Here is a 19,031-nt window from a genome sequence, read left to right on the forward strand (position 1 = left end):
GATACTTATGCTACCGTTTGCATATTTTGCAAAAATTCAAGCACATTTTTTGATGAAACCTGAGAGGTAACTGCAGCCAGTTTTTCTTGAGCCATCGCTTTTTTATCAGCTGTCAAAGTATTCCAACGAGCCAACGCAGAAAGCAAGCGTGCCGCCAACTGCGGATTGCTACCATCTAAGCGTACAACCGATGACAAATACAAATCAAGACCCTCAGCTGTCCAAAGTTGCACAGGTTTGGCAGCCAAAGCACTTAAGGTCGTGCGTACACGATTTGGTGTGTTCCAATCATAATCGGTACGCTCCATGAGTGAGGCTATTTGAGAGACACTGGTACTATCTGGCGTTGCTTGTGCGACAAACCAAGCATCAATCACCAAATCTTCATGGCTAAATTTGGCATAAAAATCATCAAGATAGCTGTCTTTTTTATCCAAATTATGCTCAATCATTGCCATCAAAGCACCCAGTCGCTCACTCATGCAAGACGCATTATCGTATTGATGATAAGCATCTTGATGAGCCATCTCATCGCCTGCCGTCAAACGCAAATTCAATAAAACATTACGCAATAAACGGCGACCTCGTGCCTGCGGTGTGTCTTCATACGCTTGTAATGGTAATTTTTGATACCAAAGCTTGGCATTTTCTAGCAAACCATCAGCAATTTTGCCAATCAATTCATCTCGGCGAGCTTTAACACTGATAGGGTCATAATTTTCATCATAAGCCATCGCAAGCTCTTTTTGGCTTGGAATATCAAATAATCGTGCTGCCAGCATAGGATCATCTTCAATCAATTCATCAACAGCTTTTTGGATAACTGAAATGATTAAAGTGGCGTCCTCTACGCTACCGGATAACCATCGATTCATCAGTATTTGCAGTGCTTGCCAACGGTTGAATCCCTCACTTTCAAACGCCACCAAACTTGCCAAATCTTCATCTGTATAATCAAAGTCAATCTTGACAGGTGCTGAAAAATTACGCAACACTGATACCACAGGATGAGCACCATCAGACAGCTGAATGTGATCAAATTCAAATTGTGCATTATCTGTTGTCAAAAGCAACATTCTGCTTGCCAACATCTCACCTGTTAGGCTATCAAAAATTGCCGTATCTACGGGGATTGGTAGTGCAACGGGTGCATCATAATTAGGTACATGGCGGATTTTTTGGGATAAATTAATAATAACTTTATCGCCAAGAACACGATAGCCACCTGATACAACTGGTGTGCCTGGCTGACGATACCACGCTAAAAAATCCATCACTCGAGCATCTGCCACTGACATCGCAGATAAGAAATCTTCAACGGTTACCGCTTGACCATCATAGCGAGCAAAATATTCATCCGAACCTTGGCGAAATTTCTCTTTACCCAAGAAATTGGCAATCATACGGACAATCTCTGCACCTTTTTCATAGATGGTCATTGTATAAAAGTTATTAATTTCAACAAAGCTCTCAGGGCGAACAGGGTGTGCTAACGAACCTGCATCTTCAGCAAACTGTGCTGCCCGTAATACAGCAACATCTTCGATACGCTGAACCGCTTTTGAGCGAAAATCACCTGAAAAACTTTGGTCACGAAATACAGTAAATCCTTCTTTTAGGCATAACTGGAACCAATCACGGCAAGTAATGCGGTTGCCCGTCCAGTTATGAAAGTACTCATGAGCGATCACCGATTTAACCAAAAAACTGCGTTCGTCAGTTGTTGTTTCGGGGCTTGATAATACACAACTGGTGTTAAAGATATTTAAGCCCTTATTTTCCATCGCACCCATATTAAACTGACCTGTCGCCACAATCATATAGCGATCTAAATCATAAGCACGACCATAATTATCTTCATCCCACTTCATCGCATCTTTTAGCGCTTGCATACCAACATGACATTTATCAATATCTTGAGCATCGGCATACACCTCAAGCAAAACTTCTCGACCTTCAATGGTTGTATAGTGGTCTTGAAGCACTTCTAGATTGGCAATGACAGCGGCGAATAGATAGCTGGGTTTTTTGGTAGGATCATGCCAAATGGTATAATGGCGATTTTCATCCACATCTCCTGACTCAACCAAATTACCATTGGCAAGCAAGGTTTTAAAATGCTTTGGTGCTTCTAGGCGTGTGGTGTATTCTGTCAACACATCAGGGCGGTCAGGGAAAAAGGTGATTTTGCGAAAACCCTCAGGTTCGCATTGTGTCACAAACATCTTATCATCACCTGTTCCTGCTTGATATAGCCCTTCAAGTGTTGTGTTGGTTTGTGGTGAAATCTCAACCAATGTCTCAATCACTGCGACATCTGGTGCATCTAAAATTGTTAAGCCTTCCTTATCAAGATGATACGCCTGCGACCCTAATTCCTGACCATTTAGGTGAATGCTTTTAAGCTTTAAATCTCGCCCAAGAAGCCGAAGCTCGCCTGCGTGTGCTCGTGTCATTTTAAGTTTGGCACCAACGACAGCATGATCATCAAACAAGCGGATATCCAAATCCACTTTATCAACTGCATATACTGGCGGCGTGTAGTCTTTTAGATAAACTTTTTTGGGGGACTGTGCTGTATCTGTCATAATCATCTACTTTTCGTTGTTAAGTTTTTGGCGTATGTTAAGTTAATCCATTTAACTCGGTATTCCATTTAACTCGGTATATTATTATTGCTCATCAATACCAAATAAAGCCTACCAAAGGGGCTATCATGTTAGCAAAATTTTAATCATTTGGCAATTTTAGGACTCATAAATTTAACAATGACCAAATAATCCATGCTCTTATCACTAATAATTAAGCTGGGACATATCCTAATCTTGATAAAAAATCCTTGTAAAAATGTGATAAATTTGTCATTATATTCACATATAAGAAAGATTATTACTTGATAAGTACTTTTTTGCCCTTATTAATTGACAATCACTATAAACCGTTACAATAATTGACAAGCCAAAATCTGGTATCCTTATGATGTTACATATTCAAATTGCCGCCGCTGCCGCCGCTTTATCGGTACTAACTTTTATGACAGGCTGTGCCAATAAATCAACAAGTCAAGTTATGGTTGCTCCTAATGCACCCACAGGTTACACTGGCGTTATCTACACTGGTGTTGCACCTTTGGTAGATAATGATGAGACCGTTAAGGCTCTGGCAAGCACGCTACCCAGTTTGGTTTATTTTGACTTTGATTCTGATGAGATTAAACCGCAAGCTGCTGCCATCTTAGACGAACAAGCACAATTTTTAACCACCAATCAAACAGCTCGTGTTTTGGTTGCAGGTCATACCGATGAGCGTGGTAGTCGTGAGTATAATATGTCACTGGGGGAACGCCGTGCGGTGGCGGTACGCAACTATTTGCTTGGTAAAGGCATTAATCAAGCCAGCGTTGAGATTATCAGTTTTGGTGAAGAACGCCCTATCGCATTTGGCACAAATGAAGAAGCATGGTCACAAAATCGTCGTGCTGAACTGTCTTATTAATGATAACCAGTCAAGCAAGCTCAAATCAGGGTCAGCCTGTTTTGAGCTTTTTATTTTTTGATCATCATGCTTAAGATTCACTCTACCATTTTTTTACAACCTGCACCACAAGTCATCATCGCATTTGCAAAAATGGTACAAACAAGCCGTCAGCGACTTAAACAAAAAAAGGCTCAATCTGCGTGTGTGCGTTCACTTTTACAAATCACCATGCACCGCTTTGACATTGTTGGTGAATTTCATGACCATGCACACCCTTATTATATTAACTCAAATAAAATACGCTACTTTGTCAGCTTTAGCCATTCAGATAATCAAGTCGCTCTCATCATCAGCTTAACACCTTGTGCCATTGACATAGAAGTTAACGATATTAAATACAGTGTGGTTGAACGATACTTTCATCCCAATGAAATTTATCTACTTACTCAATTTAGCTCTACTGATAGGCAACAGCTTATTAATATCTTATGGCGATTAAAAGAGTGCCGAATCAAACTGATTCAAGATCAGCTGTATACTGGCATGGGTGCGGATATGTCATGTTATCTGACTGACATTCGGCCCAATTCAATCAATTTAATAAAAAATAATGACGATTACTTTTATAACCACCCTAAGCTCAAGCTAACTGCTCTATTTTAATTTCAGCGAATAAAAAGGCAATGCATAAGCACTGCCTTTTTGATTCAAGCCTAAGCTTAAATTAGAAACGGTAAGTAACACCAACTTTAGCGATTGGGAACCAGTTGGCATATTTTTTATCTTCGATGTCACGCTCTGCTTGTTTTGCAATTTTAATGACAGTCGCTTGGGTCTTGCTATCAGTAGCAGTTACTGATTTGGTTGGATTTTGTGCATCAACAGTAGCATCTACTTTACCCAAATAGGCAGCACCAACTTCACCAAATACACCCCAGTTACTGTGTAGATTTGGGCGGAAACCCAGTGTCAAATAAGGTGCTAATTTGTTACGATGCTCAAGCTTACCAGTAAGCTGACCTACATCACTTTGTTTGTAGTCTTTACCATCAACACGGAAAACACCATCGGTTGTGTTATTTGAGCGGACTTTGATGTCGTTCTTAGGTACGATGATACCTGTCCCAACGGTGAACCAGTTGGCAGCAGGACGCACTTGAGCACCCAAGTATGGGTTAGAAAAATCAGTTTCAAGTTGATAGTTAACGCCATTGGCATTAAAGTTATCATTGATAGATTTTGCGATATTGCCACCAGCCCAACCTGCTTGTAGCTCAACAGTATCATTCACTGCCCAGCCAATGTTAGCACCATAACCCAAAGTACCAACCTCAGCACTCACAGCTGCAGGTTTAACCAGTGTGCTAAAGATGGTACGAGTACCGTCAACAACGGTCGCACCAGTATTGGTAACAACATTTGCCATTGCAGAAGTTGACAGTAGAACTGCAGCAGAAACTACAGATAATTTAATAGCTTTCATCACTTTCTCCTAAAATCGATACACCGAACAACCTAAAGGCATATCTAAGTTATTAATGGTTACATTTTAATACGATTAATCGCTTAATGCCACCCCTATTTTTATGGTATTTCTATGCGTTTATGTAAATAAATAGGTCAAAATTGTATTAGCTATCTATTATATGATAGAAATGCGTTAGTATTGTTACAATATTTTACAATTATAGCAACATCAACAAATCCACAAAAAATCTTGACTATTTTACCACAGCCAAATAAAAATTACAGTGGCTACGGTAATTTTTTGTGAACCATCAGTTCTTCTAAATCTATTCACGCATTGAGCGTATATCATAGGTTCGCAAAGGCATGATACGAATAGCATTGGCCGCTTCGGCAGATGAATCGGTCTTTTGAATTTTTTGACGCCAAATTAACCATTCAGCAACGCTGATTTTATGAATAATCCCGTGGTCATTTAGGCAAGTGGTGATGCGTGTTTGATATAGCGGTTCTTGACACTGGATGATATCTTGTGAATTTTGAGCGGCGATGGCATATAATCTTAAGTGAAAAATTTCATAGTGAGCTGTGTCATCATTCACTGCTTGTTGATCGGGGTTTTGAATATCATGGGCTGATTTTTTTGACAGTGTATTTTGGAGCAATGTATTTAGATAATGATTGGCACCAATTGGCTCTATATAAGTAGCTTGCCAACTTACAATAGGTGCAGTGTGATGGCATTGTATTGGCGGATCGTCAAGCGTACTGATACTAAATGTTTGCCAGTCATTACAGCTTTGAGCTGTATAAATTTTTGTCAAATCATTCTTATCGGATAATAGTGAGGCAAGCCATGTATCAGTCTGAGCCATATGAACAAGATGTTTGGGAGACAACTGCCATAGATTCATCACCGCCTTATCAGCTGCGATAAAAAGCTTGTATTGATTTTGGTGATAAAGTACACTGCGTACATCCACAGAATTTTGGCTCATCATGAGTGCCGTCAGCCCACTGATGAAAAGTAGCACAACCAAAACGACTAACAATACAAAGCCTGATTGCAATTTATCATAAGTTTTTATTGATAATACTTTTAAATGATTAAATTGGTTGGTGGATTTATTCATGGATGATTTTGGCGTTATTTTGGTTCATCTTGGTCTGATTCAAAGAAGCATTGACAAAATTGACATTCATCGTATGTAATCTTCTTGGTAAACCATCATTCGGCGGCGAGATGCTTTCATCAAAAATTAAAAAGTTGTGTGTCTGGCTTGCATGTGGTGCAGGTGAACTGCGGCTGAGTATAGCAAGCTGTACACCAATAATGGGATAACCATACCAATGTGTTTGATAATTTTCAATCGTCATGCTATGTCTGGTTGATCCATCAGCCACGATCAGTCTCACCCAAAAACCTTCAATATCTGACAGTATCACATCTCCTTTACCAAGCCCACGAATATGGTTTGGTTTATCGGTGCCAAATCGCTTATTGACCTGAGCATCAATCACTGCAGTTATATAAGGTGCGCTGATACCGTGTCGATTTCGAGTGCCATCACGCATGATTTCATCGGTGATGTATCGCCCTGCATCACAGCGTAAGGATAAAGAACCGTCTGTTTCTGTTTGTACAAAATATCTTTCGATAACAACTTGACCATCTACCATAGCCATCTTACCATTTTTTAGGCGAGCTGGACGGGGTCCAAGAACAACACTCCCTTCACAATCCCACATATCCGCAGGCGCAATATAATGTATGGTAAGCTGATCGGAGGATTTAGGATAGTGGCTTGGTAAGCCACCTGTTTGGGATAGCTGATGATTAAGATTAATACTTTGGCTGCTACTGATGCCAAGTAACTGTTCTTTATGAACAAGCACAGCTGGCATATCTATGATGCCAATGCCTGCCAGTCTAAGCTGCTCGGTCATGGCCGTGATGCCCAAAGTCTCACGATCTATAAATTGTGCAATACTGTGCGTATAGGCACTATTTTTGGCTGATAAAGCATAAAAATTCACTGCCATCAAAACAATGAATGAACCCAAACCTAAGGCAACCACCAGCTCCATCAAAGTCATGCCTTGCTGATTTGTCAATATTGGTTTCATAGACCATCCATGATGGCACAGTCTAATGAGCTAATATTTAACCCAAGCTCATCGTTAGAACAAGTTTTGATTAATTCAAAAGCTTGCATACCCCATCCAGCGACCCAGCAATGACCCAACTGACAATCGGTGACCGACAGTATGATATTTGCCCGTGCAGCAGCTTGTGCTGATTGTATCGCCAAAGATTGGGCTTGTTCATTCAAATGGCACTCTGGGCGACAACGGATAGTGGTAGCATAAGCTGCGATACGATAACTATTCATGTCTGATTCTGAGCGGCTTTGTGCTGTTTGTGCGATCCTTTGAAGTGTTTGGATATAAATCTGCTTTTGCTCTGGCGTAAATGACCGAACTGCATGGTAGTCATTTGCCATCAGCTGAACTGCTTGTAAACGAAGATCAGCATGCTTAGTTTGCACAAGCAGTCGTCCCTGTACTGTGATTAGTCCAAGTGCCACCACGGATAACAATAAAAGTGAGATCAATACCTCAATCAGCCCAAAACCACCTTCATTAGTCGTTATCAAAGCGGTGGATGGATTATTATCTGTCATGAGTATCAAAACCGAAATCAGCAGAACCATGTGCCATACAAATTGCAATCAGTCGAATATCTTGACGATGCCGTATTAATAAATTTGCCACCGCTGCTACTGTTGCCCCTGTGGTGATGACATCATCAAATATAATGATTTGACGATTGGGAATTTGTTGACATAAATAAAAATCTGTTTGAGTATTAACTAAACGCTCATGACGAGTTAGCCCACGCTGATGACGCTTGCCATCATGGCGAGCCACACCCTGCCAAAGTGGTAATTGCCAGTGCCACGCCAAAAATTTGGCCAAGATTGCAACAGGGTCAAATCCACGCTGACGCATGCGTTCTTGGGTCGTTGGTATGGGTAAAATGACCGTATTACCTGCATGGCAATAGTCAGGCTTTGGTAAGTGGGCAATCAATGCGTACAATGCTAACAATGATTGTGAATTTTCATGGTCTTTAAATTTTTTGATGAGCTGATTGACAGGATACTGATAATAGCTTATAGGATAAGCACGGATATGTTGTCGCTTTGGGGTTTGTTGGGCGGTCAACCTATCTTTATTGGTAGGAAAATCTTTGCCAATGTTTAGGTGGATGTTAAAATACGAAACTTGGGTGGCAATGTTTGCTTGGCAATCAGCACAAATAAAATTCATCCGACCCATCTGATAATCCAGATGGTGTAATTGGCATAAAACACAGCGACGATGCAACCTAAATAGCCAAATTGCGGCCTGATGATGCACCCAGTATGGTTGATCAAATACAGGCTTAGCTAAAACGCCCTGATTAAAAGCCCGCTTATGCTTATGGTTTTTTAGCAAGTTTATCAAGCCGTGTTCCATATTGATTTGCCGTTGAGTTATAGACCCATCCAGTCGTTAAGCATAAGTCCGACGCCAAAGCTTGTCGCCTCATGATTATAATCAATCAAAGACTGCCCATAGCCTTGAAATATTTGAAAATAGCCACTAATTCCCTTACCAAGCGGATAGACATAGTCAAGTTGCAACGCACCTTTGCCTGAGCGTGGATTATAGCGTACCGTACCTGAAATATTACTTTTATTTTCTAGTTGATATAAAAAACGCACATCACCATAACCATAATAGTCCAAGATATCAGGATTATCATCTGGCTGGCTGCCACTACCCTCTTTAAAGATACGCCCCCAAATGCGTGGCATGACAGTCAGGTTTTTCCATTCCATGCCTGCCATCAAATAAGCACGATTCCATGAGCGAGACAGTTTGGCACTTTCACCATTGGAATGATGTACCGCACCCATGCCAATCATGCGGACTTTGCCATCCCATGGTAAGTCTGAGTATACAGGTTGAGTTAAGAAAATCTCTGGCTGGTAGTCATGTACTCTAAAAGGACGAGAGTTTTTTCCATTAAAAATCTGCCAGTGCGATTGCTGTGTATATCCAAACCATAAATCTGAATCCGTCCCCCATAAATCCTCAGCAGCTTTAACCTTAACAGAAACCTGAAATTTTAGCTCGGGAGCACGAAATTCATTTGGGGTAAATTGTTTTGCTTCATGACTGGGCGTATTTGGGCTTCGATTAGGCTTACCGTGCATAAATATGGGCAATACATACATCGGATTGTGTGGTCGTGATGACCAAAGTGGTGTATTATTTCGGTCTAAATCAAATGATAAGCTCAGTGGTGTAAACTGTTTGGCTGCATATTCAAGCTGTTTGGCATCTTTTTTGGTCAGCATGCCTTTTTCATTACCCATTAAAAAAATCGGATCTGTCGTTTCTTGATAGACAACCTGGGGTTTGCCTTTGATGGTCTGCCAAATTGTTTCATCAAGGCGAATGGAACGCTTGGTTTTAATTACCGCTGGCGTCTCACCATGCACCAAAGTGTCATAGCACGCCAAACGCATGATATCTTGATTAAGTGCTGAGCAGTTAATCAGCATGGTTTTATTTTCTAAAGCTGTCGTATAAAGCTCTGGTTCATGTTCGTCTAAAGGATTAGCCGTATCAGTAGACGCTGATTGTGTCGCACTTTGGACATCAATGGGTAATTCATTGTCTTGCCCAAGATCATTTTCACTGCGTACTTCGTCAACAAATGCCACAGGATTTGGTACAGCTTTTGCTTGCTGAATGGCTAGGATAGCAAAACATGACAAAATAGATAAAGTCAATGTAGACAGTGAAACTTTCATGAACGGCTACTCTGGACAACTGATTGCATTAAATGATGACTTAAAATAAAATCCTGCCCATCATAACATACTCTTAAATCCAAACAAAGAAAAAGTTAGGTGGGTGGAGTTAAAGACCATCCAACCTGTCTGTATCACAACAACTACTTAGCCAATGTTACCGCCACCGCATTGGTTTTGATTGACTTTCCCAAAAGTACCTGTTTGGCTATATTAATTTCACGGTCATCAGCAAAACCTGTAAAATGATATTCAATGCCCCGATCAACAATTGTCATTTTGTTATCTTTAGCAGATATTGTTGCCGATGCTGATAAGGTTAGTGATTTGTTATGAATCTCAAAGCGTTTGGGCGTAATCTTTAAGCGACCTTGTGAAAACATATGACAAGTTTTGGCTTTTTGCCTTTGAATATTAAACACAAATACCACAACTGCAAATAAAGCCAACGCACCGATTGCATAAAAAACGGGTGCAATCAAACAAATGATTGCCACCAAGACACCCAGCAGCAGCAATATCATCGACCACCAAAATAATGGGTCTTTTACTTGTCCATTTAATGTGATGATCACGCCATTATCTTCAACGATTAGCATATCACCAGCCTAATACTTGCTTTTGGGCTTCGATAATCTGCCCAATTCCCAGCTCTGCCAAATCAAGCATCGCATTAGCTTCAGCACGAGTAAATGGCTTTTCTTCTGCTGTGCCTTGAATCTCAATAAACCCACCTGCCTGCATCATGACCACATTTAAATCGGTATCACAAGTTGAATCTTCAGCATAATCCAAATCAAGCAATACACGGCCTTGATTAACACCCACAGAAACCGCTGCCACCAAGCCCAAAAGCGGATCTTGGGTAAGCTTTTTACGACGCTGCAAGTGTTCTAAAGCATCAATAAGTGCCACCGCAGCACCACTGATACTGGCTGTGCGTGTACCGCCATCTGCCTGTATAACATCACAATCGATATAAATGGTATTTTCGCCAAGTTTTGATAAGTCAAGCATGGCACGCAGTGAGCGTCCAATCAAACGCTGAATCTCTTGGGTGCGTCCTGATTGCTTGCCCCGTGCTGCTTCACGCTGTGTACGAGTACCTGTCGCGCGTGGCAACATACCATATTCAGCGGTCAGCCAGCCCTTACCTTGACCTTTAAGCCAACGAGGCACACCAGCTTCGATACTGGCAGTACACAAAACTTTGGTATCCCCAAAACACACCAATACCGAACCTTCGGCATGTTTGGTATATTGGCGGATAAAATGAATGGGACGAAGCTCGTTATTTTGGCGATTGTTGCTACGCATAATTTTTCTCACTATACATTTTTGTTAACGATTGTAAGCATTATTTTATCAGGTTATGTATGATATTACAAAATATCAGGGTAACCTAGGGGTGTACTTAGCCTTTATCGCATCATCGATAGTTTAAACAGCTTATAAAAATAAAATAATTATTTTTGCATGAAATTTGCATGAAAAATGGCTAAATCTTATGTTTTATTGTAAATGCCAAAAACCCACCAACTGTGGCGGGTTTTTGTGGCGGTTTTTAAAAAATTGTCATAACAGATGATTGTTATTTGCTTTGCTCAAGTACTCTTAATTCCTTACGCAAAATTTTACCAACATTAGATTTGGGAAGCTCACTGATAAACTCAATATATTTGGGGCGTTTGTAACCTGTTAGGTTTTCTTTTGCCCAAGCACGCACCTCGTCGGCGGTCAAGGAGGGATCTTTTTTGACCACAAAGACCTTAACCACTTCACCACTGTGATCATCAGGCACACCAATCACGCCACATTCAATGACTTTTGGATGGGCAGTAATGATATCTTCAACCTCATTGGGATAGACATTAAATCCAGACACCAAAATCATATCTTTTTTGCGATCAACAATTTTAATAAAGCCACGATCATCCATCACACCAATATCGCCTGTACGAAAAAACCCATCTTTGGTCATAACCTTTTCGGTTTCATCAAGGCGATTCCAGTAGCCGACCATGATTTGTGGACCTTTGGCACAAATTTCACCAGCCTCGCCCATCGCCAACTCGTTGCCCTCATCATCCAAAATTTTAATGTCGGTGGCAGGAATTGGAATACCAATCTTACCTGTGTATCCACCTGGTGGATTTAGGGTCAAAACAGGCGAGGTTTCAGATAAACCATAGCCTTCGATGATATAATTACCCGTCAAACGCTCCCATGCTTTGGCAGTATCGGATAAAACTGACATGCCACCGCCTAATGATAATTTTAAATTACTATGGTCAAGTGACCGAAATCCTTCATGATGCACCAAACCATTAAATAAAGTATTCACTGCAGGAAAAAATGCAGGCTTATATTTGGCATAATCTTTACACAGTGCTGGAAAATCTCTTGGGTTGGTAATTAATAACATACTAAAACCCATCTTCATCCCCAACAAACCGCACGCTGTGAATGAAAAAATATGGTAAAGCGGTAAGGCAACTGCGATATACTGACCAGATAGATTGTCTTTAGAAAATACCAAGCTAAGAAATGGCGCACACTGCTCAACATTTGAAGCAAGATTACGATGGGTGAGCATCGCACCTTTTGCCACGCCTGTTGTACCGCCTGTATACTGCAATACAGCAATATCATCCAAAGCCAAATTAGGGCGATTGTAGTTACCTATCGGCACTTTGTTGAGTGCGTCTTTAAATGATACATGACCAGGGATATTCCATTCAGGCACCATTTTTTTAACATGACGCACCACTGCATTGACCAAAAAGCCTTTTAAGCCAAGCATATCGCCCAAAGATGCAACAATTACATGGCGAACTTGACCTTTATTAACCACTTTTTCAAAAGTATGAGCAAAATTTTCTACAATAAATAACGCTTTAGCTTCTGAGTCATTGAGCTGATGTTCAAGCTCATTCGAGGTATACAAAGGGTTGACATTCACCAATGTCAATCCAGCACGCACAATCGCAATCATCGCAATCGGATATTGCAAAATATTTGGCATCATGACCGCTACTTTATCACCTTTGACCAAGCCTAGCGATTGTAAATATGCCGCCATTTGACGACTATAGTTATCCAGTTGTCGATAGGTGATAGATTTATCCATGCAAGTAAACGCAACTTGATTACCGAAGCGTGCAAATGCCTGATCAAAAATATCCATGAGTGAATTGATATTGTCAGGCAAATCAAAGTTAAAATCAAGACCATGTTCTTGATAGGTTTTATACCAAGGTGCATCCGTTGAAACGGTAAAATCAGTCATGTTACTCATATTCATTTATTTCCTTATATCAAATCAAGCCATCAAAAGCCAAAAAAGAGGCATGATGTATAGCGTATGGTATGCTTGTCAATCTAGCACAAGTTACCTAATTAGACAAGAATTATGACCAAAAAATTACAATTTACTTTGTGATCTTATGTCATGCAACAAAGCAAGAAAACCCCGCTTGATGCCGCTGCTATATATTACTCTCAAGTATTCATTTATCTCAAGTATTAATTTAAAGATTTCTTAACTCTTTTCTTAAGATTTTACCGACATTAGACTTGGGTAATTCATCCAAAAAAGCAATTTTTTTGGGGCGTTTATAGCCTGTCAGATTTTGTTTTGCCCAAGTTTTGATATCTGCTTCGGTCAATTCAGGATCTTTTTTAACGATAAAGGCCTTAACCACCTCACCGCTATGCTCATCAGGCACGCCAATAACACCGCACTCCAAAACGCCTGAATGGCTTGCAATCACTTCTTCAACTTCATTAGGATAGACATTAAATCCTGAAACCAAAATCATGTCTTTTTTGCGATCAACGATTTTAAAGTAACCATTTTCGTCCATCACACCAATATCACCTGTACGAAAATAACCATCCGCTGTCATCGCTCGTGCGGTCTCTTCAGGCTGATTCCAATAGCCTTTCATAACTTGAGGACCTTTGGCGACAATCTCACCTACTTCGCCTTGAGCAACTTGATTGCCCTCATCATCCAATAAAAGAATGTCTGTTGAAGGAAAAGGAATGCCGATTTTACCTGTATAACTGCCCAATGGATTAAAGGTCAAAACAGGTGAGGTTTCAGACAAACCATAGCCCTCGATAATATAGCTGCCTGTTATTTTTTCCCAAGCATCAGCTGTGCTTGGTAATACCGACATGCCGCCACCCAATGATACCTTAAGATTACTATGATCTAATGATTTAAAACCATCATGATGTGCTAAAGCATTAAATAATGTATTCACCGCAGGGAAAAACTGTGGGCGATATTTGCCAAATTGCTTGGTTAGATCATCTAAGTCTCGTGCATTAGGAATCAATAAAAGTGCAAAGCCCATTTTCATGCCAAGCATCGTTACCATAAATGAAAAAATATGATACAAAGGTAACGCTACCACCATATATTCACCATGCTGATGGGATTTTTCAAATCCAGATTTGACATAAGTTGTGCATTGCTCGACATTGGCAATTAAATTACCGTGGGTTAGCATCGCACCTTTTGCCACACCTGTTGTACCGCCCGTGTACTGCAATACAGCAATATCATCCAAACCGACACTTGGCTTAGTGTATGGATATTTTTTATTTAATATATCTTTAAATTTTATTTTATTAGGGATACAATAATTAGGCACCATTTTTTTGACATGACGCACCACAGCATTAATTAGCAAGCCTTTTAGACGCATCATATCGCCAATGCCTGTGATGATTACTTGTTGAATTTGACCTTTATTCACCACTTTTTCAAAAGTATGGGCAAAATTTTCTACAATAAATAACACTTTGGCTTCTGAGTCATTGAGCTGATGCTCAAGCTCATGTGCGGTATACAGCGGATTGACATTCACCAATATATAGCCTGCTCGTACAATGCCTATCATCACGGCCAAATACTGCGGTGTGTTTGGCATCATCACCGCCACTTTATCGCCTTTTTTTAAGCCCAAAGACTGCAAATAACCTGCGATATTTTGACTAATACCATCTAGCTCATCATAGCCAATATGTACGCCCATAAATGTTATGCCACGCTGCCCTCGATTGGCACGAAAATGAACATCAAAAAAATCAAGTAATGACGATACCTCTTTGGGCATGGTCAATTGAATGTCTAACTTATTTTTTTGATAAGTTGCTTGCCAAGCACGATCCGCTGGCGTAATAAAGTCTGAATAATGAGTCATAAACACTCCTATTTATGATGATGTATTGTATCAAAAGTAATAAAAAAGACAAAAAGCCTCAAACACAAACACGATGCATCATGCACGATCATACCACCCTACAAAGCTTACCGATACTTGACAACCTATTTTTGTGAATCATACTTCATTATTTTTTATTGACAAATGCGTTAAAATCTACCATATGTAGATGATTTAATCTAAATTCTAAATGATGACAAAATCATTCGCCTACAAATGATGAACCCATCATACCGCCAGATGATTTTTTGATTCATTGTTTTTGATTCATGATTTTTACCACACATGCCACCAATTGCTCAGCAATTTTTGATTTATGTGCCTTGGGTAGATTTTGGGGCATTTGGTCGTATTGTTCGGCAAAAAAAACGGTCATCGCATTATTTTCACTACCAAAACCTATGGTTTTATCCGAAACATCATTCACCGCAATCATGTCCAACTGTTTGGCGGCCAGCTTGCTTTTGGCACAATTGTTAGCATCTTGAGTTTCTGCGGCAAAGCCAACGCAGATAAGATCGGGATAAGTATGACAAATTGTGGCAAGCACATCTGGATTTTTAATTAATTGTAGTGTCATGGTCTGCTGGTCTTTGGTTTTTTTGATTTTATGGTCAGCAACTGATGCCGCTTTAAAATCAGCCACTGCGGCAGCTGCAATGAATATATCTGCCTTTTGGCAGACGCTCAAACAAACCTTTAGCATTTGCTCTGCTGTACCCACATCAAGGCGACGAACCCCAAACGGTGTCTTTAAACTGACATGCTTACCTGACACTAAAATAACATCGGCACCTGCATGATAACACGCATTTGCCAAAGCATAACCCATCTTGCCTGTTGAGTGATTGGATAAAAAACGCACAGGATCAATCGGTTCAACTGTTGCACCAGCTGTAATGACAACTGTTTTACCTAATAATGACGGCTGGATATGTCGGCACTTATCAAACGCCAGAATCTGCTGGCACAAGTCTTCAGGTTCGGGCAAGCGCCCCAATCCCACATCACCACACGCCTGCTCACCGCTATCTGGGGTCATGATGTGATAACCAAATTGGCGTAATTTTTTAAGATTATCTTGGACGATGGCATTTGCCCACATTTGCTGATTCATCGCAGGTGCAATGAGTATGGGTGCATCGGTTGCAAGGCAAACCGTTGTTACCAAATTATCAGCAAAACCGCCTGCAAGTTTTGCGATGGTATTGGCAGACGCAGGTGCGACAACCACCAAATCCGCCCATTTAGCAAGCGTGATATGTCCCATACCACGCTCGGCAGTCTCATCAAGTAGCTTAGTATGTACCGCTTGCCCCGTCAAGGCTTGAAATGTCAAAGGTGTAATAAATTCACACGCCCCTGCTGTCATCATAACACGCACCTGACAGCCTGATTTAATCAGCAGGCGAGCAAGCATGGCAGACTTGTAGGCAGCAATGCCCCCTGTCACCGCCAATAAAATTTTTGGTAATTGAGTCATAACCTTCATCTGACATTTGGCAAAAACCATCATTATACACGATAACGCCTTTATCATCACGCACAATCACGCTATGAGACAAGTTTTCAGGCAAATTTTAATCAAAAAACTAAAAAATAAACTGTCAACTTTTATCAAGGCAACTTTTATCAAGGCAACTTTTAGGGCAATGGCTATTTTAGAGCATGCCCAAAATAAAATTTCTCAAATTTTGTAATCAAGCCTTTATCATTACCATATTTTTATGATAAAGTTAATCCCAAATTAATCTAATTTATCAATTTTGCCATCAGCTAACAAAAATTAAATCATCCTAACTGGTCAACTGATTTTTTAGATCCTGTTAGCTGAACGCACCTAAGTTGGGAAGTTTATGTTTGCACAATTCAAACGATTTTTAGAGCTTGAAGCTGCAGGCGGTATTGTACTGGCAGCGGCAGCTTTACTGGCGATGATTATTGCCAATTCACCGCTTGACGAGATGTACCATGCCTTTATTCATGCGCCTGTTGTGGTTCAAATAGGCACATTTCAAATTGCCAAAGATGCCCATCATTGGATTAATGACGGTTTGATGGCAATATTTTTCTTTTTGGTTGGACTTGAGTTAAAAAGAGAAGCCTTAATTGGTGAGCTGTCTGATGTTAAACAAATTTTAATGCCTGCCTTGGCAGCGGTTGGCGGTATGATTATGCCAGCGTTAATTTATGCTGCTTTTAATCAGAGCAATCCTGAACAGTTGGCAGGCTGGGCGATTCCTGCCGCTACCGATATTGCGTTTGCCTTGGGGGTATTAAGCTTATTGGGCAATCGTGTCCCAAATGCTTTAAAAGTCTTTTTGGTCTCTATCGCCATTTTTGATGACCTTGGTGCAATTGTCATCATCGCTTTATTTTACACCAGCGATTTATCTTTATCATCTTTGGCGGTGGCTGGAGTTTGTTTTCCATTTTTGTTCATTCTAAATAAAATGAATGTCGTGCGACTGACACCTTATTTATTGATTGGTTTGGTCATGTGGGCGGCATTTTTAAAATCAGGTGTTCATGCCACTTTAGCAGGGGTTTTGCTGGCATTTTTTATCCCCTTGCGTAATAAAAGCGACCCTGAGCATTCGCCCCTAGAAGAGCTTGAACACGATTTACACAATACTGTCGCTTTTGGCGTGCTGCCTTTATTTGCTTTTGCCAATGCAGGCATTGGGTTGGCAGGAACAGGCATTGACAGTTTATTACATTCAGTCCCACTTGGCATCGCCGCAGGATTATTCATTGGCAAGCAAATCGGTGTGATGGCAGCGGTCTTTTTATGTTTAAAGCTTGGGTTAGCGTCCCTACCAAAAGGCACAACCATCAAGCAGTTGTATGGGGTATCTTTGCTGTGTGGTATTGGTTTTACGATGAGTTTATTCATCTCAGGCTTGGCGTTTGGCAACACTCCTAAGGATTTTGATCCACGCCTAGGGATTATTTTAGGCTCAATCATTTCAGGCGTGATCGGTTATATGATTTTACGAGGCAATATTCCAAATGCTGACCATCCCGTCCTTGCCAAAGATACAGGCGAAGGGTTTATTCCCACACAACACGACGCTCAGGCTTAATCCATTTAAATAAGGTATATTTATCTTTGCTAGTTATGATAAAAAATACCTATTTAAACAGTAAAGCCGTCGTAAATTATTCAAAATCAGGCACGCTCTAACAACCAAAATTATCAAACCAAGCCCACACATCTAAGCTTGGTTTGGTGATGCGTCGAAATCTTGACCCACACCAAGCACCAAAGCAACTAACAATCAATAAAAGAAAGAGTTAAGCAACATTTTTCACATGACTATCACAGATTAGCCATCAAAAATCACTCAGCCCATCATGATTTGACCTATAATGAATTTACCAATTCTGGCTTTTTATCTAAATAAAAGGATAACTTATGAAAAAATTACTTTTGAGTTCTGCTGCTGTTATGATGGCAATTACAGGCTGTACAACACCATCAACTGTTAGTGTGCCAGCCAATCAAGCAGGCGTTGTTGTTGTGCCAACAGCTGGTACTCATCATCATGGTACCCAACACCAACATGGCGTTTATGGGCAAGACATCACAGCGGTTTATCAATGTGATGAAGGTGCCAAAGTTGTGGCAAACTATCAACCAGAAAATGATCGTGCAGTATTGACCGTCAGCGCACCAACTTGGCACCTACACAACCAAGAGATCGTGATGCGTCCAGCTGTTAGAGCATCAGGCATGCGTTTTGTTAATGACACCAATCCAAACAGTGTCTATGATTGGCATGCCAAAGGCTCTGAGGCTTTATTATCCGTCATCCTTGGTGAAACAGATCAAGAACATACGCTACATTGCCGTACCGACTCACCTGCTTTGATGTAATCTCATCTAAGATAAGTACCACCATTAATAAAATGCAGTCAAAATTGCTGGCTGCATTTTATTAATATAGAACTGTAAGGAAAACTTTAAGATTAATATCCA

General features: G+C 40.5%; 16 protein-coding genes. 4 read left to right on the plus strand and 12 right to left on the minus strand.

Translation table 11 applies throughout. The features are described from left to right. Window positions 1-5: 5 nt before the first annotated feature. The gene (pepN, locus tag A4U55_RS02825; RefSeq protein WP_063453982.1) at window positions 6-2,594 is read right to left on the minus strand and encodes an aminopeptidase N; all 2,589 of its coding nucleotides are present in this window, start codon (window positions 2,592-2,594) and stop codon (window positions 6-8) included. 385 nt (window positions 2,595-2,979) lie between these two features. On the opposite strand from pepN, the gene pal reads away from it, so the two are divergent. Then, window positions 2,980-3,495 (plus strand): peptidoglycan-associated lipoprotein Pal, encoded by a 516-nt coding sequence (gene pal, locus A4U55_RS02830; RefSeq protein ID WP_003657595.1) that lies wholly within the window; start codon window positions 2,980-2,982, stop codon window positions 3,493-3,495. 66 nt (window positions 3,496-3,561) lie between these two features. Further along, the gene (locus A4U55_RS02835; protein ID WP_063453983.1) at window positions 3,562-4,140 is read left to right on the plus strand and encodes a 4'-phosphopantetheinyl transferase family protein; all 579 of its coding nucleotides are present in this window, start codon (window positions 3,562-3,564) and stop codon (window positions 4,138-4,140) included. 61 nt (window positions 4,141-4,201) lie between these two features. Here A4U55_RS02835 and A4U55_RS02840 read toward each other — a convergent pair whose 3' ends face one another. The 11 genes from A4U55_RS02840 to coaBC form a co-directional block, all read right to left on the minus strand. Next, window positions 4,202-4,960, minus strand: a complete 759-nt coding sequence (locus A4U55_RS02840; RefSeq protein ID WP_003660336.1) for a hypothetical protein — start codon at window positions 4,958-4,960, stop codon at window positions 4,202-4,204. Window positions 4,961-5,270: 310 nt separating this feature from the next. Then, a complete protein-coding gene (locus A4U55_RS02845) occupies window positions 5,271-6,077 on the minus strand; it encodes a hypothetical protein (RefSeq protein ID WP_003657599.1) in 807 nt (268 codons plus the stop codon). Beyond that, the gene (locus A4U55_RS02850) at window positions 6,070-7,071 is read right to left on the minus strand and encodes a PilW family protein (protein WP_003657600.1); all 1,002 of its coding nucleotides are present in this window, start codon (window positions 7,069-7,071) and stop codon (window positions 6,070-6,072) included. The genes A4U55_RS02845 and A4U55_RS02850 overlap by 8 nt, the downstream gene beginning before the upstream one ends. Next, window positions 7,068-7,628, minus strand: a complete 561-nt coding sequence (locus A4U55_RS02855; RefSeq protein ID WP_003665674.1) for a prepilin-type N-terminal cleavage/methylation domain-containing protein — start codon at window positions 7,626-7,628, stop codon at window positions 7,068-7,070. Before A4U55_RS02855 ends, A4U55_RS02850 begins: the two co-directional genes overlap by 4 nt. Further along, the gene (locus tag A4U55_RS02860; RefSeq protein WP_013108106.1) at window positions 7,618-8,466 is read right to left on the minus strand and encodes a ComF family protein; all 849 of its coding nucleotides are present in this window, start codon (window positions 8,464-8,466) and stop codon (window positions 7,618-7,620) included. Before A4U55_RS02860 ends, A4U55_RS02855 begins: the two co-directional genes overlap by 11 nt. Window positions 8,467-8,483: 17 nt before the next feature. Then, the gene (locus A4U55_RS02865; protein ID WP_003673324.1) at window positions 8,484-9,812 is read right to left on the minus strand and encodes a phospholipase A; all 1,329 of its coding nucleotides are present in this window, start codon (window positions 9,810-9,812) and stop codon (window positions 8,484-8,486) included. A 143-nt stretch (window positions 9,813-9,955) separates the two neighbouring features. Continuing rightward, window positions 9,956-10,411 (minus strand): hypothetical protein, encoded by a 456-nt coding sequence (locus A4U55_RS02870; RefSeq protein WP_003660341.1) that lies wholly within the window; start codon window positions 10,409-10,411, stop codon window positions 9,956-9,958. Window position 10,412: 1 nt separating this feature from the next. Continuing rightward, window positions 10,413-11,129 (minus strand): ribonuclease PH, encoded by a 717-nt coding sequence (gene rph / locus A4U55_RS02875; RefSeq protein WP_003660342.1) that lies wholly within the window; start codon window positions 11,127-11,129, stop codon window positions 10,413-10,415. Between the two features lie 274 nt (window positions 11,130-11,403). Next, a complete protein-coding gene (locus A4U55_RS02880; RefSeq protein WP_003660343.1) occupies window positions 11,404-13,110 on the minus strand; it encodes an AMP-binding protein in 1,707 nt (568 codons plus the stop codon). Window positions 13,111-13,342: 232 nt separating this feature from the next. Further along, on the minus strand, window positions 13,343-15,028 hold the full coding sequence (locus tag A4U55_RS02885; protein WP_063453984.1) for an AMP-binding protein: 1,686 nt from the start codon (window positions 15,026-15,028) through the stop codon (window positions 13,343-13,345). Between the two features lie 274 nt (window positions 15,029-15,302). Beyond that, window positions 15,303-16,565, minus strand: coding sequence for a bifunctional phosphopantothenoylcysteine decarboxylase/phosphopantothenate--cysteine ligase CoaBC (gene coaBC / locus A4U55_RS02890; RefSeq protein ID WP_003660345.1), 1,263 nt, complete (start codon window positions 16,563-16,565; stop codon window positions 15,303-15,305). A gap of 340 nt (window positions 16,566-16,905) precedes the next feature. Here coaBC and nhaA point away from each other — a divergent pair, with 340 nt between their 5' ends. Together nhaA and A4U55_RS02905 are read left to right on the plus strand one after the other, a co-directional pair. Continuing rightward, window positions 16,906-18,135 carry a Na+/H+ antiporter NhaA gene (gene nhaA, locus A4U55_RS02900; protein ID WP_003660346.1) on the plus strand — a complete coding sequence of 410 codons (1,230 nt, stop codon included), beginning with the start codon at window positions 16,906-16,908 and terminating at the stop codon, window positions 18,133-18,135. Between the two features lie 332 nt (window positions 18,136-18,467). Further along, window positions 18,468-18,929, plus strand: coding sequence for an MliC family protein (locus tag A4U55_RS02905; RefSeq protein WP_003657612.1), 462 nt, complete (start codon window positions 18,468-18,470; stop codon window positions 18,927-18,929). The last annotated feature ends 102 nt before the right edge of the window (window positions 18,930-19,031 follow it).

The organism is Moraxella catarrhalis (genome assembly GCF_001632285.1).
GTDB lineage: Bacteria > Pseudomonadota > Gammaproteobacteria > Pseudomonadales > Moraxellaceae > Moraxella > Moraxella catarrhalis.